Origin of the sequence: Actinomycetospora chiangmaiensis DSM 45062, from assembly GCF_000379625.1 — a bacterium.
GTDB lineage: Bacteria > Actinomycetota > Actinomycetes > Mycobacteriales > Pseudonocardiaceae > Actinomycetospora > Actinomycetospora chiangmaiensis.
This window is the reverse complement of record NZ_KB903219.1, coordinates 147,529-165,734: the sequence shown is the minus strand read 5'-3', so window position 1 is coordinate 165,734 and position 18,206 is coordinate 147,529. Positions and strand designations below refer to the sequence as shown.

The window sequence follows — 18,206 nt, the reverse complement described above, 5'->3', positions numbered from 1 at the left end:
CCCGGTCAGCCCGTGATCGGGGCGGCGGCCGCCTCCTCGACCCCGCGTGCTGCGAGACGGTCGAGGTAGTCGGCGACGAGCTGCGAGTTCTCGTTGGCGTCGATCTCGACCGCCTTGCCCCACCGCATGCGGACGACGTGGACCCCGTGGTTGAAGTAGGGCACTCCGTCGAGCGGCTCCTGGGTCGCCTGCCAGCGGATGACGGCGACCGTGTCGTGCGGGAGGCCTTTCACCCAGACGTCGGTGACCTCGAAGGCGAGTGTCGGCGTCAGCCGCCCGAGGCGGTCGAACCACCGCCCGAGCGCCTCCCGGGAGTGCCGCTCGCCGCCGAGGGCGTGATCGCCCCCGAAGCGGTGGTGGATGTCGGGGCTGCACCCGGCCAGCACGGCCGCGTAGTCCCGGGCCGCGACCTTGTCGAAGGTCTGGCGGGCGATGCGGCGGACGATCGCGTGGTACATGACGGCGGCCTCTCCTCGACGCTGTCGCGGGAGACTACCCCGATGGATAGCAGACATGTCCACTATCTGCCTGCTGCTGATCAGCAGGTCGCCCCTCAGGCGCGATCCGGTGGCACCCGGGCCCGACGCAGCCGCGCGGCCTCGTCCCGCTCGGCCGCGGCGAACCGTCGGGCGCGGCGTGCCCCGTCGCGCAGGGGTTCCGGATCGCCCCGCGTGGTCCCCGCGACGAGGTCGCGCGTCCGGGCGAGCTCCTCGGCCACGGCGGCGACGGCCTCCGCGGTCGCCGCCAGCCGGGCCCTGAGGTCCGCCACCCGCGCCCGCCGCTGCCGGAACGTGGCGGCGAGGTCCTCGGTGAGGTCGGGACCGGCATCCATGGGAGACCCACGATCGGCGTCGGGCGGCGGTCCGACCAGCATGGCCGCACCCGCGGCGGTTGTCACCGGCGGGGACGGCGCGAACCGGGAACAGCGCGACCCGGGAACAACGAAAGGGGCCGCCGCGACGCGACGACCCCTCTGACCTGCACCAACGCGAGCGCGCCCGAAGGGATTCGAACCCCTAACCTTCTGATCCGTAGTCAGATGCTCTATCCGTTGAGCTACGGGCGCATGATCTTCATTTGTACACGGCAGACTCGTTCCCTGCCGCTGCGGAGGCTCCGGGATTTGAACCCGGGATGGGGGGTTACCCCAAACCGCATTAGCAGTGCGGCGCCATAGACCAGACTAGGCGAAGCCTCCCGGAGCCCTGGGGCCCACCGGGAGAAGACATTACACGGCTCGCCCGACGCCCCGGACGGGCACCCCCACCGGGTCGCGCGACGGTCGCGGTCTGCTCCCACCGGACGCGAGCAGAGCGCCGTCGACGTCGGCGGGACCGGTGTGAGCCGTGCGCAGGTCCGCATGTGTGCCGACCGCGGGGGTAGCCCGCGATCGACGACCTACGAGGAGGACACCAGCCGTGAAGGCGACTCTCATCTACGGAGCAGGCGACATCCGGGTCGAGGAGGTTCCCGACCCGAAGCTCGAGAACCCGACCGACGCCATCGTCCGGATCACGCACTCGTGCATCTGCGGCTCCGACCTGTGGCCGTACAAGAGCCGGGAGGCGACCGACGAGGGCGGCCGGATCGGCCACGAGTTCATCGGGGTCGTCGAGGAGACCGGCTCGGACATCAGCCGGCTCAAGCAGGGCGACGTCGTCGTCGCGCCGTTCTTCTACGCCGACGGCGCCTGCGAGTACTGCCAGGCGGGTCTCACCAGCGCGTGCCCGAACGGCAGCGCGTGGGGCGCCGAGACCGACGGTGGCCAGGGCGAGGCGGCGCGCGTGCCGTTCGCCGACCACTCGCTGATGAAGCTGGACGTCCCGGTCGAGTCCGACCTCATGCCGAGCCTGCTCACGCTCTCGGACGTGTTCGGCACCGGCCACCACGCCGCCGTGTCGGCGCGGGTGGAGCCGGGCAAGGACGTCGTCGTCGTGGGCGACGGTGCCGTCGGCCTGCTCGCGGTGCTCGCCGCGAAGCGACTGGGCGCCGAGCGGATCGTCCTCATGGGCCACCACAAGGAGCGCACCGACCTCGGGCGCGAGTTCGGTGCCACCGACGTCGTCGAGGAGCGCGGCGAGGAGGGCGAGCAGAAGGTCCGCGACGTCCTCGGGACCGACGGCGCGCACTCCGTCATCGAGGCCGTCGGCTACGACCAGTCGCTGTCGACCGCGATCAACGTGACGAAGCCGGGCGGGTTCGTCGGCATCGTCGGCGTGCCGCAGAGCGGCACCATCCCGAACGCCGGCCGCAAGTTCGGCGCGAACATCACCATCGCCGGTGGCATCGCGCCGACCCAGGCCAACATGCACGAGCTCCTGCCCGACGTGATGGACGGGAAGATCGAGCCCGGCAAGGTGTTCAACCGCACCATCGGCCTCGACGAGGTCCCCGAGGGCTACCGCGCGATGAACGACCGCGAGGCGCTCAAGGTGCTGGTGCGCCCGTAGGTGCTCCCCGCCCGTGAGCGCCCCTCGCTCCGAGGGGTGCTCACGAGCGCCGCACCAACCGCAGCAGCGCGGGCGGCCTGCCGCCGTAGCCCTCCGCCTCGAAGGCGGCCACGGCGATGCGCGGCAGGTCGCGGACCCCGTCGAACACCAGGAACCGCGGCACCCACTCCGGCCCGAAGCGGGCGTTGAAGCGGTACAGCGTCTCGATCTGCCACCAGCGTGAGGCGATCCGCAGGAGCCGGGCCCACAGGCGCGCCACCGGCCCCGCCCCGATCCGTTCCCCGCGCTCGAGTGCCGACCGGAACACCGCGAAGTTCAGCGACACCCGGTCCACGCCGAGCCCGCGGCACGCCGCGAGCAGGTCGGTGATCAGCAGCTCGTTGAGGCCGTTCTCGGTGACGGCGGGGTCGCGGATCATGAGGTCCAGCGACAGCCCCTCGGTGCCCCACGGCACGAACTGCAGGAGGCCGCGGGGGGCGCCGTCGGCCTCCGCCACGACGACGACGGCCTCGGGATCGGCCTCGGCGTCGGCCACCCGGGAGAGCGCCATCGAGAAGCCGCGCTCGTCAGGGCCGCCGCGCCAGCGCTCCACGCACGCCGCGAGCCGACCCAGTTCATCGTCCGGGACGTCGCGCAGCCGGCGCACCGTGGTCTCGTAGCCGGCCCGCTTGATGCGCGACACCGCCTGCCGGACGGTGCGCATGGCCCGGCCCTGCAGCGAGAAGGTCGCGACGTCGACCACGGCCTCGTCGCCGAGCTCCAGCGCGTCCAGGCCGGCCTCGCGCGACCACACGCGCGCGCCGGTCTCGGAGCAGCCGAGCACCGCGGGCAGCCAGCCGTGCCGGCGACAGACGGCGACGAACTCCTCGATCGCCCCCGGCCACGCCTCGACGTCGCCGAGCGGGTCCCCGGAGGCGAGCGCCACCCCGGCCACCACCCGGTACGCCACGGCGGCCTTGCGCGACTCGGAGAACACCACCGACTTGTCCCGGCGCAGCGCGAAGTAGCCCAGCGAGTCGGCCTTGCCGTGCCGCTCGAGCAGGGTGCGGATCCCCGTGACCTCGTCGGGCGTGAGCTCCGGACGCGGCTCGGCCGAGCGCAGCAGGAAGTAGCCGCCGAGCACCAGCGCGCCGATGCCGAAGGTGAGGCCGACGGCGGAGGTCAGGTCGTCGTACCAGGCGAACCGGAACTCCACCGGTCCGTCGACCCCGACCAGGGAGAGCAGCGCGTGCAGCAGCTTCTCCCCGACCGACGGCCGCCCCAGGAGGAAGTTCGAGCGGACGAACAGCAGCATCGCGCTGACGATCACGAAGCCGGCGACGACGAGCTGCAGCACCACGCGCAGGGCCACCAGCCGGCCCACCGGGTCGGGCAGCGCGTCGAACTCGCGGCGCGTCCACAGGAGGCCGACGAGCAGGATGACGGCGACGACCAGCGGCGGGATCGGGTGCCGCCCCAGGACGTGCGACGCGACGATCACCACGCACAGCGCGACGGCGAGCTGCCAGGCCCGCCGTTTGCGTCGTCGCAGCCCGGTGGCCAGCAGCATGAGGCCGACCCCCGCCGTCGCGAGGACCACCGTGCCGACCAGCGTCGCCTCGACCGGGAGCCCGAACCACGCGGCGGGCTCCAACCGCCGGCGGGCGGCGGGGGCGAGGATCGACAGGATCGAGAGCAGGCCCACGATGCGCGCGGACCACACGACGACCCGGACGATGCGGGCCCGGCGCCGCCGTTCCCGGCGGGCCTCGTCGTCGGCACCTTCCTCGGCGTCAGCGACCCGAGTGCCTGTCACCTCGTCCTCCCATGTGGCCTCCGGCCAGACGAGCGCACCTCACCTCAGGTGCGCCTCGAACCAGTTCAGCACGCGGTGGCGGGCCTCGCTCCGGGTGCCCTCCTCGCCCTCGCCGGAAGCGAGACCGTCCGGCACGACGGGCGAATCGGCGTCGTCGAAGCGGTGCTCCGCGGCCGGGTAGACGATCACGTCGACCACGGCACCCGAGGCGTGCGCGGCCTCACGCAGCCGGTCCACGTCCTCGGGGTCGACCGGGTCGCCGGTCTCGCCGTAGAGCCCCAACCAAGGGCAGGTGAGCTCCCCGACGACGTCGAGCAGCGGCGGCAGCCCGTCGGCCAGGGGCTGCGCCACCCCGGCCGCGGCGACGGTGACGACGGCGCCGAGCGAACGCTGGGAGGAGACGACGAGGGCCGCGGTGGCGCCGAGGTCGAAGCCGAGGACACCCATGCGGTCGGCCGGGACGCCGTGATCGGCGAGCCACCCGAACGAGGCGTCGGAGTCGGCGAGGACCGTGACACCCGACACCTCGTCGGCGGAGCCGGTGCGGTGGAACAGGTGCGGGGCCACCGTGAGCCACCCCTCGTCCGCGAGACCGGACACGATGCGCTCGGTGCGCTCCGTGACGCCCTGCGAGGAGTGCAGCACGACGATCCCGCCGCGCACCGGGGTGCCGTCCGGCTGACCGACGGTCACCGCGAGTTCGGTGTCGTCGACGAGCGGGATCGTCTCGGTGCTGGTCGTCATGGGAGCAGCCTTCCATGTCCGGACGCACCGGGACCGCGTGACCTGACCCGATCATCGCAACCGGTTCCGCCCCGTCGACCCCGCACTACGGTGGCGGTGTGACACCGCTGCGCCCCGACCTCTCCTCGCTGCCCGCCTACGTCGCCGGACGCACCGTGCCCGGGGCCGTCAAGCTCGCGAGCAACGAGGTCGCCCTGCCGCCGCACCCGCGGGTCCAGGAGGCGGTCGCCGAGGCCGTGGCGGCCGCCAACCGCTACCCGGACATCACGGTCACCACGCTCTCGCAGCGGCTCGCCGACCACCACGGCGTCGACCCGGACCGCATCGCGGTGGGCTGCGGCTCGGTGGCGCTGTGCGGCCAGCTGGTGGCGGCGGTCTGCTCGCCGGGCGACGAGGTCGTCTTCCCGTGGCGCTCGTTCGAGGCCTACCCGATCGTCTCGGTGATCGGGCACGCGACGCCCGTGCCGGTGCCGAACACCCCCGGCCACGCCCACGACCTCGAGGCCATGCTCGCGGCGGTCACCGACCGCACCCGCATCGTGTTCGTCTGCAACCCGAACAACCCCACCGGCACCGCGATCCGCCGCCCCGAACTCGTCGACTTCATGGCGCGGGTCCCCGAGCACGTGCTGGTGGTGCTCGACGAGGCCTACCGCGAGTTCGTCGCCGACGACGACGTGCCCGACGGGCTGACCCTGCTCGACGCCCACCCGCACGTGGCGGTGCTGCGCACGTTCTCCAAGGCGCACCGCCTGGCGGGCCTGCGGGTCGGCTACGCGGTCACGGCACCGGACCTCGCGGCCGCCCTGAAGAGCGTGTCCGTGCCGTTCTCGGTCTCGGCCCCCGCGCAGGCGGCGGCGCTCGCGGCCCTGGACGTCCTCGACGACCTGCTCGCCGACGCCCGCGCGGCGGCCGCCGAGGCGCAGCGGATGGCGGCGGAGCTGCGGGCGATCGGCTTCGAGGTCCCGGAGACGCAGGCCAACTTCTGCTGGCTGCCGCTCGGGGAACGCACGCAGGCGTTCGCCGAGCACGCGCTGGACCACAAGGTCGTCGTGCGGGCCTTTCATCCCGCCGGGGTGCGCATCTCCGCGGGCGCACCCGAGGAGAACGAGCTGCTGCTCGACGCCGCCCGGTCGTTCCCCCGGTCCTGACGGTCCCGACGACGGGTCAGCACCCGGAACGCGGGCCGCTCCACGCAGCGGGTCAGCAACCAGCCCAGCAGGAACGCCAGCCCGAGGACGCCGAGCAGGCGACCCCAGCCGGTGACGCCCGCGTAGTCCTGGGCGAGCCAGGCGAAGAAGTAGCCGATCTGCTGGTTCATCAGGTAGACGCCGTAGGAGACGCCGGCCATCCAGCCCACGATGCGCGGCAGCGGGCCGATGCGCAGGAAGTGCCAGTCCGGGCCGAGCGTCGCGGCCGCGATGAGCAGGCACGCCACGGCGAGCACGATCGCGGAGTCGGTGTCCGGGGTGATCACGGCCTCGGCGAGCACCCCGGTGGCGGTGAGGGCCGCCAGGTGCGTCAGCGAGATGCGTCGGGTGCTCGCCAGCCACATCGCGAGCCCGATGGCGAAGAGCTGCCAGCGCCACATGACGAGGCCGTCGGACAGGACCTTCAGCCAGCCGGTGGCCAGGGTGGCGAGCAGCACCGGGACGGTCACGCCGAACCAGGCGAGCAACGGCAGGGCCCCGGGGCGACGCCACAGGTCCCGGCCGAGCAGGCCGACCGTGAGCGCCACCAGCGAGAACACCCCGAGCTGGAGCGGCAGCGTCCAGTAGGAGTGGTCCATGTAGGTCACGTCCGGGTCGAAGCCCTGGACGAGCAGCAGGTTGCCGACGAGGTCGCGCACCCCCGGCCGCCAGTACCCGTAGTCCGCGGCCAGCAGGGTGGCGCCGTAGGTGATGACGACGGCCACGAGGTAGGCGGGCAGCAGCCGGGCGATGCGCTGGTACCACCACCGTCCGGGACGGCGCTTCGCGACGGTGACGCAGATGAAGAAGGCCGAGACCACCATGAGGGTGTTCGCGCCGGCCTCGACGCTCCAGATGAACGGCGGCGGGGCAAGCCACGGCATGACGCCCTGCGCGGTGAAGGTGGCGTGCTGGACGACCACCGACAGGACGGCCAGCACCCGGATCACGTCCCAGGAGAGCCGACGTTCGCCCGACGCGGCCGGGCGCAGCAGCCGGCCGGTCGGCTCGGCACTGCGCACCCGGGAGGGGCGTTCGTCGAGGATCGTCATCGCCGTCGGAAATTACGGACGGCTCCTGAGCGATCGCTGAGAGCTGCCTGTGTGCACCGGGGCGGTCCGGCGAGCGGACGGCGGTGGTCGGCAACCGGACGGGGGACGACCGGTCGTCGTGGAAAACGGGTATGAGGGGCGCGATGAGGACCATGCGGCTGAGCCCGGTGTCCGATCCGGCGGCCGACCTCGCCGAGATCGCCCGCCTGGAGTTGAACTACGACCCCTCGACGACCGGCGGGAAGGGCTGGCACCACGACCGGCTCCGGCACACGCTCGCGGTCGAGGACCCCGGGCCGCCCGAGCCCGGCGGGCCGTGGGAGATCGCGTGCGCGCTCGTGCACGACTACGAGTTCGCCGACCGCCACATCATGGCGGCGCTCTTCCACGCCGATGCGCCCCTGAAGGGCCGCGACATGTTGCTCGAGGGCCGCTTCGTCGTGCTGCGGTTCCCGATGGGCGTGCGCGTGGACACCGTGGTGGACGAGACCCGGGAGCGGGCCGACGGCTCCCAGGAGCGGGTGTGGGGCTGGAGCTACCAGACCCTCGGACGCCACCTCGAGCGCGGCCGCCTGGTCTACGAGGTCGTCAAGAACACGACGACGGGCCGGGTCGAGTTCGTCATCACCGGCGTCTCCTCCCGCGCGTCGATCCCGAACCCGGTGATCGCCCTCGGCTTCCTCGTCTTCGGCCGGTTCACCCAGCGGCGCTTCTACCGCGCGGTGTCGGCGAAGCTGGCGGAACGGGTGCGGCACGTGCTGGAGGGGCAGCCGCGCCCGACCCCGGCGCACGTCGGCCCCGGCGACATCGTGCGCGCCCCCTCGGCCTGACGGGAATCTGACAAGCTCGTCCGTGTGACGAGCCCACGCACCGAGTGCCGGCGGCCGATGGTCGCCCGGGACCCGGAGGAGCAGCCCCGCGCCGCGTCGCCCCTCGAGCTCCTGTTCGACCTGGCGTTCGTGGTCGCGATCGCCCGCGCCGCGGCCGAGCTGCACCACGCGATCGCCGAGGACCACCTCGGCGCCGGCCTGCTGAGCTACCTGCTCGTCTTCTTCGCGATCTGGTGGTCGTGGATCAACTTCACGTGGTTCGCCTCGGCCTACGACTGCGACGACGCCCCGTACCGCGCCCTCGCGCTGCTCAAGATGGCGGGCGTCCTCGTGCTGGCGGTCGGCGTCCCGGACGTGTTCCACGGCGATCTCGGCACCGTGATCCTCGGGTACACGATCATGCGCGTGGCGATGGTCGCGCTGTGGCTGCGCGCGGCCGCCGGCGATCCTTCCCGACGACGGGTCTGCCGCACCTACGCCGCCGGGCTCGCCGTCCTGCAGCTGCTCTGGGTGGCGCTCGTGCTCGTGCCGTCGCCGTGGATCTTCGTCGTCGCGGTCGTGCTGATCCTCGCCGAGGTGTCGCTGCCGCCGTTCGCCGAGTCCCGGGGACCGGCGACGCCGTGGCACCCCGAGCACATCGCCGAGCGGTACGGCCTGCTCACGCTGATCGTGCTGGGCGAGGTGATCCTGGGGATCACCAACGCCTTCGCGGGGGCACTGAACGCGGGGGGCTTCTCGGTCGGGCTGCTGGCGCTCGGGCTGGGTGGGCTGTTCGTGGTGATCGGGCTGTGGTGGATCTACTTCCTCGCCGGTGACGACGAGGGCCTCACGTCGCTGCGCGTCGCCCTGACGTGGGGCTACGGGCACTACGTCGTGTTCGGCGCGGTGGCGGCGGTCGGCGGCGGGATCGAGGCGGCGGTGGACGTCGAGGAGCACCTGGCCCACGTCCCGCCGGTCACCGCGGCGTTCGCCGTGGCGGTCCCGATCGCCGTCGTGCTGGTGACGCTCGCCCTGTTGCGGCGCCTCACCTGGGCGGCGAACTCGCTGGTGCCCGGTCTCGCGGTCGGCGGGGCGGTCGGGGTCCTGGTGTGCGCGGCGCTCGCCGGCGTGGTCGGCGTCGGGGTCTCGATCCTGCTCATGGGCCTGGTGCTGCTCGCGGTGCTCGTGACGTTCCTGCTGACGGTGGGCCGGCGGGCGCGGGTGGCGGCGTAGGTCGGCTCCGGGTCAGCCGTGGCCCACCGCTGACACCTGACGTCAGGAGGGCGCCACGCTCGCGGCCACCCGTCGTCAGGAAGCCATCTGCTCGAACCACCGCACGAGACCGTGAGGTGCGTCGGCGCCGTACAGGAGCGACGTCATCTCCTCGCCGTCGGCGGCGGACGCCTCGGCCCGGGCGAACATGGCCGTCTCGTGGGCGGCGAGGGCGGCCTCGACGTCGTCGGGGTGGGCCGCCAGCGCGAGGGCGAGCTCCGCGCCGTCCTGCATCGCGAGGTTGGCGCCCTCCCCGTTGGGCAGCGCGAGGTGGGCGGCGTCGCCGACGAGCGTGACCCCGGGGACCCGCTCCCACCGGTGCCCCACCGGCAGGGTGTGGAGCCGCCGGACCACCGGTGGCGTGTCGCTCTCGGTGAGCAGGGCGAGGAGTGCGGGGTCCCATCCGTCGAACTCCCGCGCGACGCGCTCGACCAGCGTGTCGGGTTCCAGCTCGTCGAACCACGACAGCGGGCGCGCCACGGCGACGTACCCGTGCAGGGTGCCGCCGCTCTCGCGGTGGGCCGAGATGCCCTGCCCGGGTGCCAGCGCCATGAGTGCCCCGCCGCCGACGACCGCGGCCGCCGCGGGATGGCGGGTGTCGCCGTCGTACAGCCACGTCTCGACGTAGCACCGGCCGCTGTAGGTCGGCGTGGCATCCGAGACGAGCGGGCGGACCTTCGACCAGGCTCCGTCCGCACCGACGAGGAGGTCGGTGGTCAGGCTCGTGCCGTCCGCGAGGGACACCTCGTGGCGGCCGTCGCCCAGGGCCCGTACCGCGGTGACCTTGGCCCCCCAGCGGACGGTGCCCGCGGGCAGCGCGTCGAGCAGCAGCGCTCGTAGCGCCGCGCGCTGGACCTCCGGGCGGCCGCCCGACCCGTCGTCGGGCTCGTCGAGGAGGACGGTGCCCTGCGCGTCGAGGATGCGCATCGCCTCGCGTCCCTCGAGCACCAGGGCGCGGAACCCGTCGGTGAGCCCGGCCGCCGCAAGGGCGGGCTGGCCGTCCTCCTCGTGGATGTCGAGCATCCCGCCCTGCGCACGGGCGTCGGCCGAGGCCTCCGCCTCGAGGACGACGGCGGGGATGCCGTGGACGTGCAGGACGCGGGCGAGGACGAGACCGCCGAGTCCGGCGCCGACGATCGTGATCATGACTTCTCCTCTGGAACGTTGTTCCATCAGTTTGGAACGTTGTTCCAGGCGTGTCAAGATGGCCTCGTGGCACCCCGACGTCCCGAGTCACTCTCGCGCGACCAGATCGTCGCGACGGCCGTCGAGGTGCTGGACGCCGACGGCGAGACCGGGCTGACCTTCCGCGTGCTGTCCGGACGGCTCGCGACGGGCCCGGGCGCGATCTACTGGCACGTCGCGAACAAGGACGAGCTGCTCGACGCCGCGACCGACGCCGTGGTGCTCACGGCACTCGCGGAGGAACCCGCCTCGGGCTCACCGCACGACCGGCTCCGGGCCGTCGCCCTCGGGCTGTTCGACGCGGTGGACGAGCACCCGTGGGTCGCGGCCCGGCTCTCGCACGGCGCCTGGCAGGCCGGCGGCCCGCGGATCGTGGAGGCGGTCGGGCGTCAGGTCCGCGCGCTCGGGGTGCCGCAGCACGACTGGTTCGTCACGACGACGGTGCTGGTGCAGTACATCCTCGGGGCCGCCGCGCAGAACGCCGCGAACGCGCGGGCCGCCGGACCGGACGGGGACCGCGAGGAGATGCTCGACGCGATGGCGACACGGTGGGAGGAGCTCGACCCCGAGGAGTGGTCCTTCGCCCGCACGCTCGGAGACCAGATGCGCCACCACGACGACCGCGAGCAGTTCCTCGCCGGGATCGACATCGCGCTGGCGGGGATCGAGGCGCTCCACCCGCCGACGTGAGTCAGCTGCGTCCGGTGGGCGGTCCGTAGTCGCGCCGGGTGCGGTCCGCGTGCGCCGCGCGCACGTCCGCCGTCGCGTCCCGGGCGGGCTGCAGCATCGGTGTTGCGGTGCGCCACGATGGCGTCGACGAGGTCCTGGGTCTCGCGGCGGACCACCGCGCTCTCGTCGCCGGACGCATGGTCGACGGCACGGCCGAGCAGCTCGGCCACCCGGGCCAGCTCGTCGAGCACGTCGGCGGTCCATCCGAAGCGGTCACTGCCCGGCGGTCGGAGGTGGGGGCCGTGCTGGTCGAGCGCCTCGAGTGCTTCCGCGGCCCGCCGAGCCAGTGCGACGCCCGTGTTCTCGATCGTCACGGCCGAGCAGCGTAGGTGATTCCCACGTCCGGTTGCTCGGCCGGTGGCGGAAGCGGGGGGATTCGAACCCCCGGTACCTCTCGGTACGTCCGCTTTCAAGGCGGGTGCAATCGGCCGCTCTGCCACGCTTCCGCGGGTCAGGGTAGGCAACCGGGGCACCGACGTCGCGGCAGGGCACGGACGAGACGTCACCGATCGGTCCGCCGGAGCCGCCCTCGGGCGGATGCGTGACGCCTCGGCGGCAGCCGGGCCGACCCGTCGTCGGGAAGGAGTGGGTGGCGCCGTCCTGACGTCGGATGACAGCGATGGGCCACCGCTGCCGCCGACGGCTAGGGGCGGAGCTTCGCGACGATGCGCTCCATCACGTCGCCCATCACGCGGCGCTCGTCCTCGTCGAGGAGATCGACGAAGTGCTCGCGGACGCCGCGGAGGTGGTCCGGCGCGGCCTTCTGCAGGCGGGCGTAGCCCTCCGGCGTGAGGACGGCGAAGACTCCCCGACCGTCGGAGTCACACACCTCGCGACGGACCAGGCCCTGCCCCTCGAGGCGGGCGACCTGGTGCGAGAGCCGGGACTTGGAGGCGACGACCTCCTCGGCCAGCGAGGTCATGCGCTGGCGGTGGTCGGCCTTCTCGGAGAGCCGGACCAGGATCTCGTAGTCGGCGAACGCGAGATCGTGGCCGTCGGAGAGCTCACGGCCGAGGCGACCGAGCAGGAGCGCCTGCCCGGCGATGAAGTTCCGCCAGGCACGCCACTCCTCGGCGTCGAGCCAGCGCGGCTCCTCCGAGGTGGACATGCCTTGCATCTTACCCGGAGGCAATCGTTTCCGGTTCGCCCTTCTGCGTCGGGCCGTCCGCACCACTACCGTCCGCCGCGTGTACGGCATCGCCATCCGTGAGCCCGGCGGACCCGAGGTCCTCGAGTGGACCGAACAGCCCGACCCCGAGCCGGGGACGGGCGAGGTCGTCATCGACGTCGTCGCCGCGGGGGTGAACCGCGCCGACGTCATGCAGCGGCAGGGCAACTACCCGCCGCCGCCCGGGGCGTCCGAGCTGCCGGGACTGGAGTGCTCCGGACGGATCAGCACGGTGGGCTCCGGGGTGAGCGGCTGGAACGTCGGCGACGAGGTCTGCGCGCTGCTCGACGGCGGCGGATACGCCGAGAAGGTGGCCGTGCCGACGGCCCAGCTGCTCCCGGTGCCCGCGGGCGTCTCGCTCGTCGACGCCGGTGGACTGCCCGAGGTGGCGTGCACGGTCTGGTCGAACCTCGTGCTCACCGCCGGGCTGCGCTCGGGCCAGACGCTGCTGGTGCACGGCGGGAGCGGCGGGATCGGCACCCACGCCATCCAGGTCGGCAAGGCGCTCGGCGCGACGGTGCTCGCGACGGCGGGCCACGAGGACCGGCTCCAGCTCTGCCGCGACCTCGGCGCCGACGCGGCCCTCGACTACCACGGTGACCTCGTCGAGCTGGTGAAGGAGGCGACGGACGGGCACGGCGCCGACGTCGTCCTCGACCACATCGGCGCCCGCAACCTGGACGCGAACCTCGACGCCATGGCGGCGGGCGGCCGGATGGTGATCATCGGGCTGATGGGCGGCGCCAAGGGCGAGATCAACCTGGCGAAGATGCTGACCCGCCGCCTCTCGGTCGCTGCGACCTCGCTGCGCGGGCGCCCCACCGACGGTCCGGACGGCAAGGGCACGATCGTCGCGGCCGTGCGCTCGGACCTGTGGCCGCTGGTCGAGTCGGGTCGCGTCCGTCCGATCGTGCACGAGCGCATCCCGATGCCCGAGGCGTCCCGGGCCCACCAGCTCATGGACGACGGCGGCGTCGTCGGGAAGATCATCCTCGAGGTGCCGTCGGCCTGATTCCCGACGACGGGTCGCGCGGCCGGGCCCGCCGAGGTGGCTTCCCTGCCACTGGATGACAGCAACGACGCTTCGCTCTCACGGGAGCGGAGCTCACAACCGCGACAGCGCACCCACCAGCGCATCCACGTCCGCGCGCGAGGTGTAGTGCGCCAGGCCCACCTTGACGACCCCGCCGATCTCGGCGCCACCGATCACCTCGAGCGCGCCCTGGTCGCCGGGGTCGATCAGGACGCAGACCCCCTGGTCGGCGACCCGCTCGGCCACCTCCTGGGCGGTGTGGCCCGCGACGACGAAGGCGATGGTCGGGATCCGGCGGGCCGGGTCGCCGATCACGGTGACGCCCGGCAGGAAGCGGAGCTCGCTCACGAGGTGGGCGGTCAGCTCGTCGTGGTGGGCGCGCAGCGAGGACATCGACGTGAGCACGCGGTCGCGCCGCGAGCCCCGGGCACGGTCGTCGAGGTCGGCGAGGTGGTCGACCGACGCCGCCAGGCCGGCGAGCAGCGCGACCGGGGCGTCACCGACCTCGAGCCGTTCGGGACCGCGGGCGGCGGCGTCGTGGGACGCGGCCGGCAGCCGGTCGAGCAGCTCGGGCCGCCGGAACACCAGGACACCGACCGACGGGCCGCCCCAGGCCGCGGCCGAGAGCACCATGACGTCGGCGCCCATCGTCTCGAGGTCGAGGGGCAGGTACGGCGCCGCCGCCGAGGCGTCCACGATCATCAGCGGCTCGACGCCCGACGCGGGCGGGGGCAGCGCGTGGACCTTCCGGGCGATCGCGGCGATCTCGGTCCGGGTGCCGAGGTGCCCGCACGCGGCGGTCACGGTGACGACGCGGGTGCGGGGGCCCACCAGCTCGTCGTACTGCCAGCTCGGCAGCTCGCACGTCTCGATGTCGACCTCGGCCCACCGCACCCCGGTCCCCGCCCGGGAGCAGGCGCGGGTCCAGGGGAGCACGTTCGCCCGGTCGTCCAGCCGCGAGACGACGACCTCGTCGCCCAGCGACCACGACGAGGACAGCGTGTCCGCGAGGCGTTCCAGCAGCGATCCCGCCGAGGCCCCGAGGACGACGCCCTTCGGGTCCGCGCCGACGAGGTCGGCCACCGCGCGGCGGGCCGCGTCGACGATCGCGCCGCCGCGCTGCGAGGCCGGGAAGACCGACCCGGGCGGCGAGACCGGTGCGCGCAGCGCCGCGGAGACCGCCGTCGCCACCTGCTCGGAGACCTGCATGCCCGCGGGGGCGTCCAGGTGGACCCAGCCGTCACCGAGCGCGGGGACCTGGCCCCGGACCCGTGCGACGTCCACCGTCATGCTCCAGTACGGTACGTCGGCTCCGGCCCGTAGCCGAGCCCGGTCCGCCCGGCGCTCGACCGGCGGAGGGTCCCGGTCGGCAGGGGGCTCGACCGGCCCAGCGTCCGGCGATGGGGCGTCACCGCGACGGCGGGCACCGGGTATCCGCCAGGATGGCGGACATGAGCGAGCAGCCCAGCGACGAGTCCGGGGTCTCCGCGGGCGACCAGGTGATGATCGTCGGCGCCGACGGCCGGCCCGTGGGCACCGTGCGGATGCCCTCGGGAGAGGCCGTCGAGGAGCCCGACGGCGAGCGCGAGGACCTCTCGTCGGCCGTCGAGGAGCCGGCGAAGGTCATGCGGATCGGCACGATGATCAAGCAGCTCCTCGAGGAGGTGCGGGCGACCGAGCTGGACGACGCCAGCCGTCGTCGGCTCAAGGAGATCCACGCCTCGAGCCTCGCGGAGCTCGAGTCGGCCCTCTCCCCCGAGCTGCGCGAGGAGCTGGCGCGCGTCATCGCCCCGTTCGACGGGGACGTCACCCCCACCGACGGTGAGCTCCGGATCGCCCAGGCCCAGCTCGTCGGCTGGCTCGAGGGCCTCTTCCACGGCATCCAGACCGCGCTGGTCGCGCAGCAGATGGCGGCCCGCATGCAGCTCGAGCAGATGCGCCGCGGCCTGCCGGCCGGCACCGGGGGCGCCACGGGCTCCGGGGGGACGACCGGCCAGTACCTCTGACCGCCGGGCATCCCTGCCCCGTCGCTGCGCTCGCCCCGGTAGGTACGCTCACCGACCGTGGCCGTCCCAGCACTCGCGCGTCCCGGCGCCGACGAACCGACGGGTGACGACGCGGCCGGGCCGGACATGCACGGGGCCTCCCCGCGGTCGTGGCGTCGCGCGTTCGGCGACATCCGGCAGGCGATCGCGCAGCGCGAGCTGTGGGGCCACCTCGGCTGGCAGGACATCAAGCAGCGCTACCGGCGCTCCACGATCGGCCCGCTGTGGATCACGATCAGCATGGCCGTGACCGCGGCGGCGCTGGGCGGGCTGTACTCGCAGCTCTTCGGCCAGCCGATCGGCACGTTCATGCCGTACGTGACCGTCGGCTTCATGATCTGGTACTTCATCAGCGCCTGCGTGCTGGAGGGGACCGAGACCTTCATCGCGAACGAGGGCCTCATCCGGTTCCTGCCGGCGCCGCTGATGATCTACGTGTTCCGCACCGTGTGGCGCCAGGTGCTGTTCTTCGCCCACAACGTGGTCGTCTACGCGGTCGTCCTGGTGATCTTCTTCGGGCAGCTCGACGAGCCCTACCGGATGGGCACGAAGGAGACCGCGGTCCTGCACCCCGGGCTGTCCTGGGCGGCGCTGCTCGCGATCCCGGCGTTCGTCGTCATCGTCTTCAACGGCCTGTGGGTGACCCTGCTGTTCGGCATCATCGCGACCCGCTTCCGCGACATCCCGCCGGTGGTCTCCAGCTTCATGCAGCTGTTCTTCACCATGACGCCGATCATCTGGACGCCGGACCTGCTCGCGGGCGGTGCGCCCGGCAGCACCAAGGCCTACGTCGAGCAGCTGGCGCGGCTGAACCCCTTCTACCACTTCATCGAGATCTTCCGGGCCCCGCTCGTGGGGCAGGTGCAGAGCTGGACGCACTGGGCGGTCGTCGGCGTCATCACCGTGGTCGGCTGGACGCTGGCCCTGGTCGCGCTGCGCAACTACCGCTCCCGCGTCGCGTACTGGGTGTGACACACATGGTCTCGATCGAGGTCCAGGGCGCGAGCGTCGACTTCCCGATCTTCGACGCCAAGAACCGCAGCCTCAAGAAGTCCGTCCTCGGCAGGGCCGGTGGCCGGATCACCGACGCCAAGGTGCCTGTCGTGGAGGCCCTGCGCGACATCGACCTGAGCCTCAAGCAGGGCGACCGGGTCGGTCTCGTCGGCCACAACGGCGCCGGGAAGTCCACGCTGCTGCGCCTGCTCGCCGGCATCTACGAACCGACGCGGGGCCGCGCACGTATCCGGGGGCGTGTCGCCCCGGTCTTCGACCTCGCCGTCGGGATGGACCCGGAGATCTCCGGGCTGGAGAACATCCTCATCCGCGGCCTCTTCCTCGGCATGACCCGCCGGGAGATGGAACGCCGGGTCGACGAGATCGCCGAGTTCACCGAGCTCGGCGACTACCTGCGGATGCCGCTGCGCACCTACTCGACGGGTATGCGGGTGCGGCTGGCGCTCGGCGTCGTCACCTCGATCGACCCCGAGATCCTCATTCTCGACGAGGGCATCGGTGCGGTCGATGCGGCGTTCCTCGAGAAGGCCCGCGACCGGCTGCGCGACCTCGTCTCGCGCTCCGGGATGCTCGTCTTCGCCTCGCACTCCGACGAGTTCCTCGTCGAGCTCTGCGACACCGCGATCTGGATGGACACCGGGGAGATCAAGGAGCAGGGCACCCTGCGCGAGGTGGTGAGCCACTACAAGGGTCGCGACCTCTTCGAGACCCTCAGCCCCGAGACCCTCGCGCGGATCGGAGCCACCACCCCCACCGACGAGCGGGTGCACCCGTGATGGATCCCACCCGGACCGTCCACGCCGTCGTCGTCACCCGCCACCGGCCCGAGCTGCTCGCCGACGGCCTCGCCGTCATCGCCGGGCAGACCCGGCGTCCGGACCACCTCGTCGTCGTCGACAACGGGCCCGACGAGAAGACCCGCGAGGTCGTCGAGTCCTGCGGCCTGCCGGTCACCTACCTCCCCTCGCAGCACAACCTGGGGGGCGCCGGCGGCTACGCGCTCGGCATGCTCACGGCCCTCGCGGCCGGTGCCGACTGGCTCTGGATGGCCGACGACGACGGGCGCCCCGCCGACGAGCACGTCCTCGCGACGCTCCTGGAGGTCGCGGAACGGCGCGGCCTCGCCGAGGTGTCGCCGGTGATCGCCGACGCCGCCGACCCGGAGCGCCTCGCCTTCCCGCTGCGCCGCGGCCTCACCTGGGTGCGCCGGCGCCGCGACCTCGACGGGTTCGGCGACGGCGAGCTCATGCCCGGGATCGCGCACCTGTTCAACGGGGCGCTCTTCCGCGCAGCGACGCTCGACGTGGTGGGCGTCCCGGATCTCCGCCTGTTCGTGCGCGGGGACGAGGTCGAACTGCACCGCCGCCTCATGCGCTCCGGGCTTCCCTACGGGACGTGCCTGACGACGGCCTACGTCCACCCCGACGGGTCCGACGAGTTCAAACCGATGCTCGGCGGCCGGCTCCACGCCCAGGATCCGGGCGACGCGACCAAGCGGTACTACACCTACCGCAACCGCGGCTACCTGCTCGCCCAGCCCGGACTGCGCAGGCTCGGCGCCATCGAGCACCTGCGGTTCGGCTGGTACTTCCTCGTCGAACGACGCGACCCGAGGGCGCTGCGCGAGTGGCTGCGCCTCGTCCGGCTCGGTCGTCGCGAGCAGTTCCGCCGGGCATGAGCTCCCCCAGCCAGCCGGGCACGAACCCCCTCATCCTGGAGG

General features: G+C 73.1%; 18 protein-coding genes and 3 tRNA genes. 10 read left to right on the top strand and 11 right to left on the bottom strand.

Translation table 11 applies throughout. The annotated features are described in order from the left end of the window. Nucleotides 1-5: 5 nt before the first annotated feature. The 4 genes from A3CO_RS0108330 to A3CO_RS0108315 form a co-directional block, all read right to left on the bottom strand. Nucleotides 6-458, bottom strand: a complete 453-nt coding sequence (locus A3CO_RS0108330; RefSeq protein WP_018331787.1) for a nuclear transport factor 2 family protein — start codon at nt 456-458, stop codon at nt 6-8. A gap of 95 nt (nt 459-553) precedes the next feature. After that, entirely contained in the window at nt 554-832 is a 279-nt protein-coding gene (locus A3CO_RS0108325) for a hypothetical protein (RefSeq protein WP_018331786.1), read from the bottom strand. Between the two features lie 161 nt (nt 833-993). Next, nucleotides 994-1,066: transfer RNA gene (locus A3CO_RS0108320), tRNA-Arg, on the bottom strand. 42 nt (nt 1,067-1,108) lie between these two features. Then, a tRNA-Ser gene (locus A3CO_RS0108315) sits at nt 1,109-1,198 on the bottom strand. 220 nt (nt 1,199-1,418) lie between these two features. Here A3CO_RS0108315 and A3CO_RS0108310 point away from each other — a divergent pair. Beyond that, nucleotides 1,419-2,450 carry a zinc-binding dehydrogenase gene (locus tag A3CO_RS0108310; RefSeq protein WP_018331785.1) on the top strand — a complete coding sequence of 344 codons (1,032 nt, stop codon included), beginning with the start codon at nt 1,419-1,421 and terminating at the stop codon, nt 2,448-2,450. Nucleotides 2,451-2,490: 40 nt separating this feature from the next. Here the strand turns inward: A3CO_RS0108310 and A3CO_RS0108305 are convergent, their stop codons facing one another. Beyond that, nucleotides 2,491-4,245 (bottom strand): phosphatidylglycerol lysyltransferase domain-containing protein, encoded by a 1,755-nt coding sequence (locus A3CO_RS0108305; protein ID WP_018331784.1) that lies wholly within the window; start codon nt 4,243-4,245, stop codon nt 2,491-2,493. Nucleotides 4,246-4,284: 39 nt separating this feature from the next. Continuing rightward, nucleotides 4,285-4,989 (bottom strand): dienelactone hydrolase family protein, encoded by a 705-nt coding sequence (locus A3CO_RS0108300; protein ID WP_018331783.1) that lies wholly within the window; start codon nt 4,987-4,989, stop codon nt 4,285-4,287. Nucleotides 4,990-5,087: 98 nt separating this feature from the next. Between A3CO_RS0108300 and hisC the strand changes: the two genes are divergently transcribed. Further along, complete coding sequence (gene hisC / locus A3CO_RS0108295; RefSeq protein WP_018331782.1) at nt 5,088-6,140, top strand: histidinol-phosphate transaminase; 1,053 nt, start codon at nt 5,088-5,090, stop codon at nt 6,138-6,140. Here hisC and A3CO_RS30875 read toward each other — a convergent pair. Next, nucleotides 6,053-7,231, bottom strand: a complete 1,179-nt coding sequence (locus tag A3CO_RS30875) for an acyltransferase family protein (protein WP_018331781.1) — start codon at nt 7,229-7,231, stop codon at nt 6,053-6,055. The two genes, hisC and A3CO_RS30875, sit on opposite strands and share 88 nt — an antisense overlap. A 143-nt stretch (nt 7,232-7,374) precedes the next feature. Here A3CO_RS30875 and A3CO_RS30870 point away from each other — a divergent pair, with 143 nt between their 5' ends. Further along, nucleotides 7,375-8,061: a DUF1990 family protein gene (locus A3CO_RS30870; protein ID WP_033414002.1), complete on the top strand. Its 687-nt coding sequence runs from the start codon at nt 7,375-7,377 to the stop codon at nt 8,059-8,061. Nucleotides 8,062-8,085: 24 nt separating this feature from the next. After that, nucleotides 8,086-9,273, top strand: coding sequence for a low temperature requirement protein A (locus A3CO_RS0108280; protein ID WP_245561465.1), 1,188 nt, complete (start codon nt 8,086-8,088; stop codon nt 9,271-9,273). A 75-nt stretch (nt 9,274-9,348) separates the two neighbouring features. On the opposite strand, the gene A3CO_RS0108275 is transcribed toward A3CO_RS0108280, so the two are convergent. Then, the gene (locus A3CO_RS0108275) at nt 9,349-10,458 is read right to left on the bottom strand and encodes an FAD-dependent oxidoreductase (protein ID WP_018331778.1); all 1,110 of its coding nucleotides are present in this window, start codon (nt 10,456-10,458) and stop codon (nt 9,349-9,351) included. A gap of 66 nt (nt 10,459-10,524) precedes the next feature. Between A3CO_RS0108275 and A3CO_RS0108270 the strand changes: the two genes are divergently transcribed. Beyond that, complete coding sequence (locus A3CO_RS0108270; protein ID WP_018331777.1) at nt 10,525-11,187, top strand: TetR/AcrR family transcriptional regulator; 663 nt, start codon at nt 10,525-10,527, stop codon at nt 11,185-11,187. A gap of 397 nt (nt 11,188-11,584) precedes the next feature. On the opposite strand, the gene A3CO_RS0108255 is transcribed toward A3CO_RS0108270, so the two are convergent. Together A3CO_RS0108255 and A3CO_RS0108250 are read right to left on the bottom strand one after the other, a co-directional pair. Further along, a tRNA-Ser gene (locus A3CO_RS0108255) sits at nt 11,585-11,672 on the bottom strand. Between the two features lie 197 nt (nt 11,673-11,869). Then, entirely contained in the window at nt 11,870-12,334 is a 465-nt protein-coding gene (locus A3CO_RS0108250) for a MarR family winged helix-turn-helix transcriptional regulator (RefSeq protein ID WP_018331774.1), read from the bottom strand. A 79-nt stretch (nt 12,335-12,413) separates the two neighbouring features. On the opposite strand from A3CO_RS0108250, the gene A3CO_RS0108245 reads away from it, so the two are divergent. Further along, nucleotides 12,414-13,406: an NAD(P)H-quinone oxidoreductase gene (locus A3CO_RS0108245; protein ID WP_018331773.1), complete on the top strand. Its 993-nt coding sequence runs from the start codon at nt 12,414-12,416 to the stop codon at nt 13,404-13,406. 93 nt (nt 13,407-13,499) lie between these two features. Here the strand turns inward: A3CO_RS0108245 and A3CO_RS0108240 are convergent, their stop codons facing one another. Beyond that, the gene (locus A3CO_RS0108240; protein ID WP_018331772.1) at nt 13,500-14,717 is read right to left on the bottom strand and encodes a cysteine desulfurase-like protein; all 1,218 of its coding nucleotides are present in this window, start codon (nt 14,715-14,717) and stop codon (nt 13,500-13,502) included. A 161-nt stretch (nt 14,718-14,878) separates the two neighbouring features. Here A3CO_RS0108240 and A3CO_RS0108235 point away from each other — a divergent pair, with 161 nt between their 5' ends. From A3CO_RS0108235 to glfT1, 4 genes are read left to right on the top strand one after another with little or no spacing between them, the layout of a single operon-like run. After that, nucleotides 14,879-15,433 (top strand): bacterial proteasome activator family protein, encoded by a 555-nt coding sequence (locus A3CO_RS0108235; protein ID WP_018331771.1) that lies wholly within the window; start codon nt 14,879-14,881, stop codon nt 15,431-15,433. A 57-nt stretch (nt 15,434-15,490) separates the two neighbouring features. Next, on the top strand, nt 15,491-16,444 hold the full coding sequence (wzm, locus tag A3CO_RS0108230) for a galactan export ABC transporter permease subunit Wzm/RfbD (protein ID WP_018331770.1): 954 nt from the start codon (nt 15,491-15,493) through the stop codon (nt 16,442-16,444). 5 nt (nt 16,445-16,449) lie between these two features. Then, a complete protein-coding gene (gene wzt, locus A3CO_RS0108225; protein WP_018331769.1) occupies nt 16,450-17,262 on the top strand; it encodes a galactan export ABC transporter ATP-binding subunit Wzt/RfbE in 813 nt (270 codons plus the stop codon). Further along, a complete protein-coding gene (gene glfT1, locus A3CO_RS0108220; RefSeq protein ID WP_018331768.1) occupies nt 17,262-18,164 on the top strand; it encodes a galactofuranosyltransferase GlfT1 in 903 nt (300 codons plus the stop codon). Before wzt ends, glfT1 begins: the two co-directional genes overlap by 1 nt. Nucleotides 18,165-18,206: the final 42 nt, after the last annotated feature.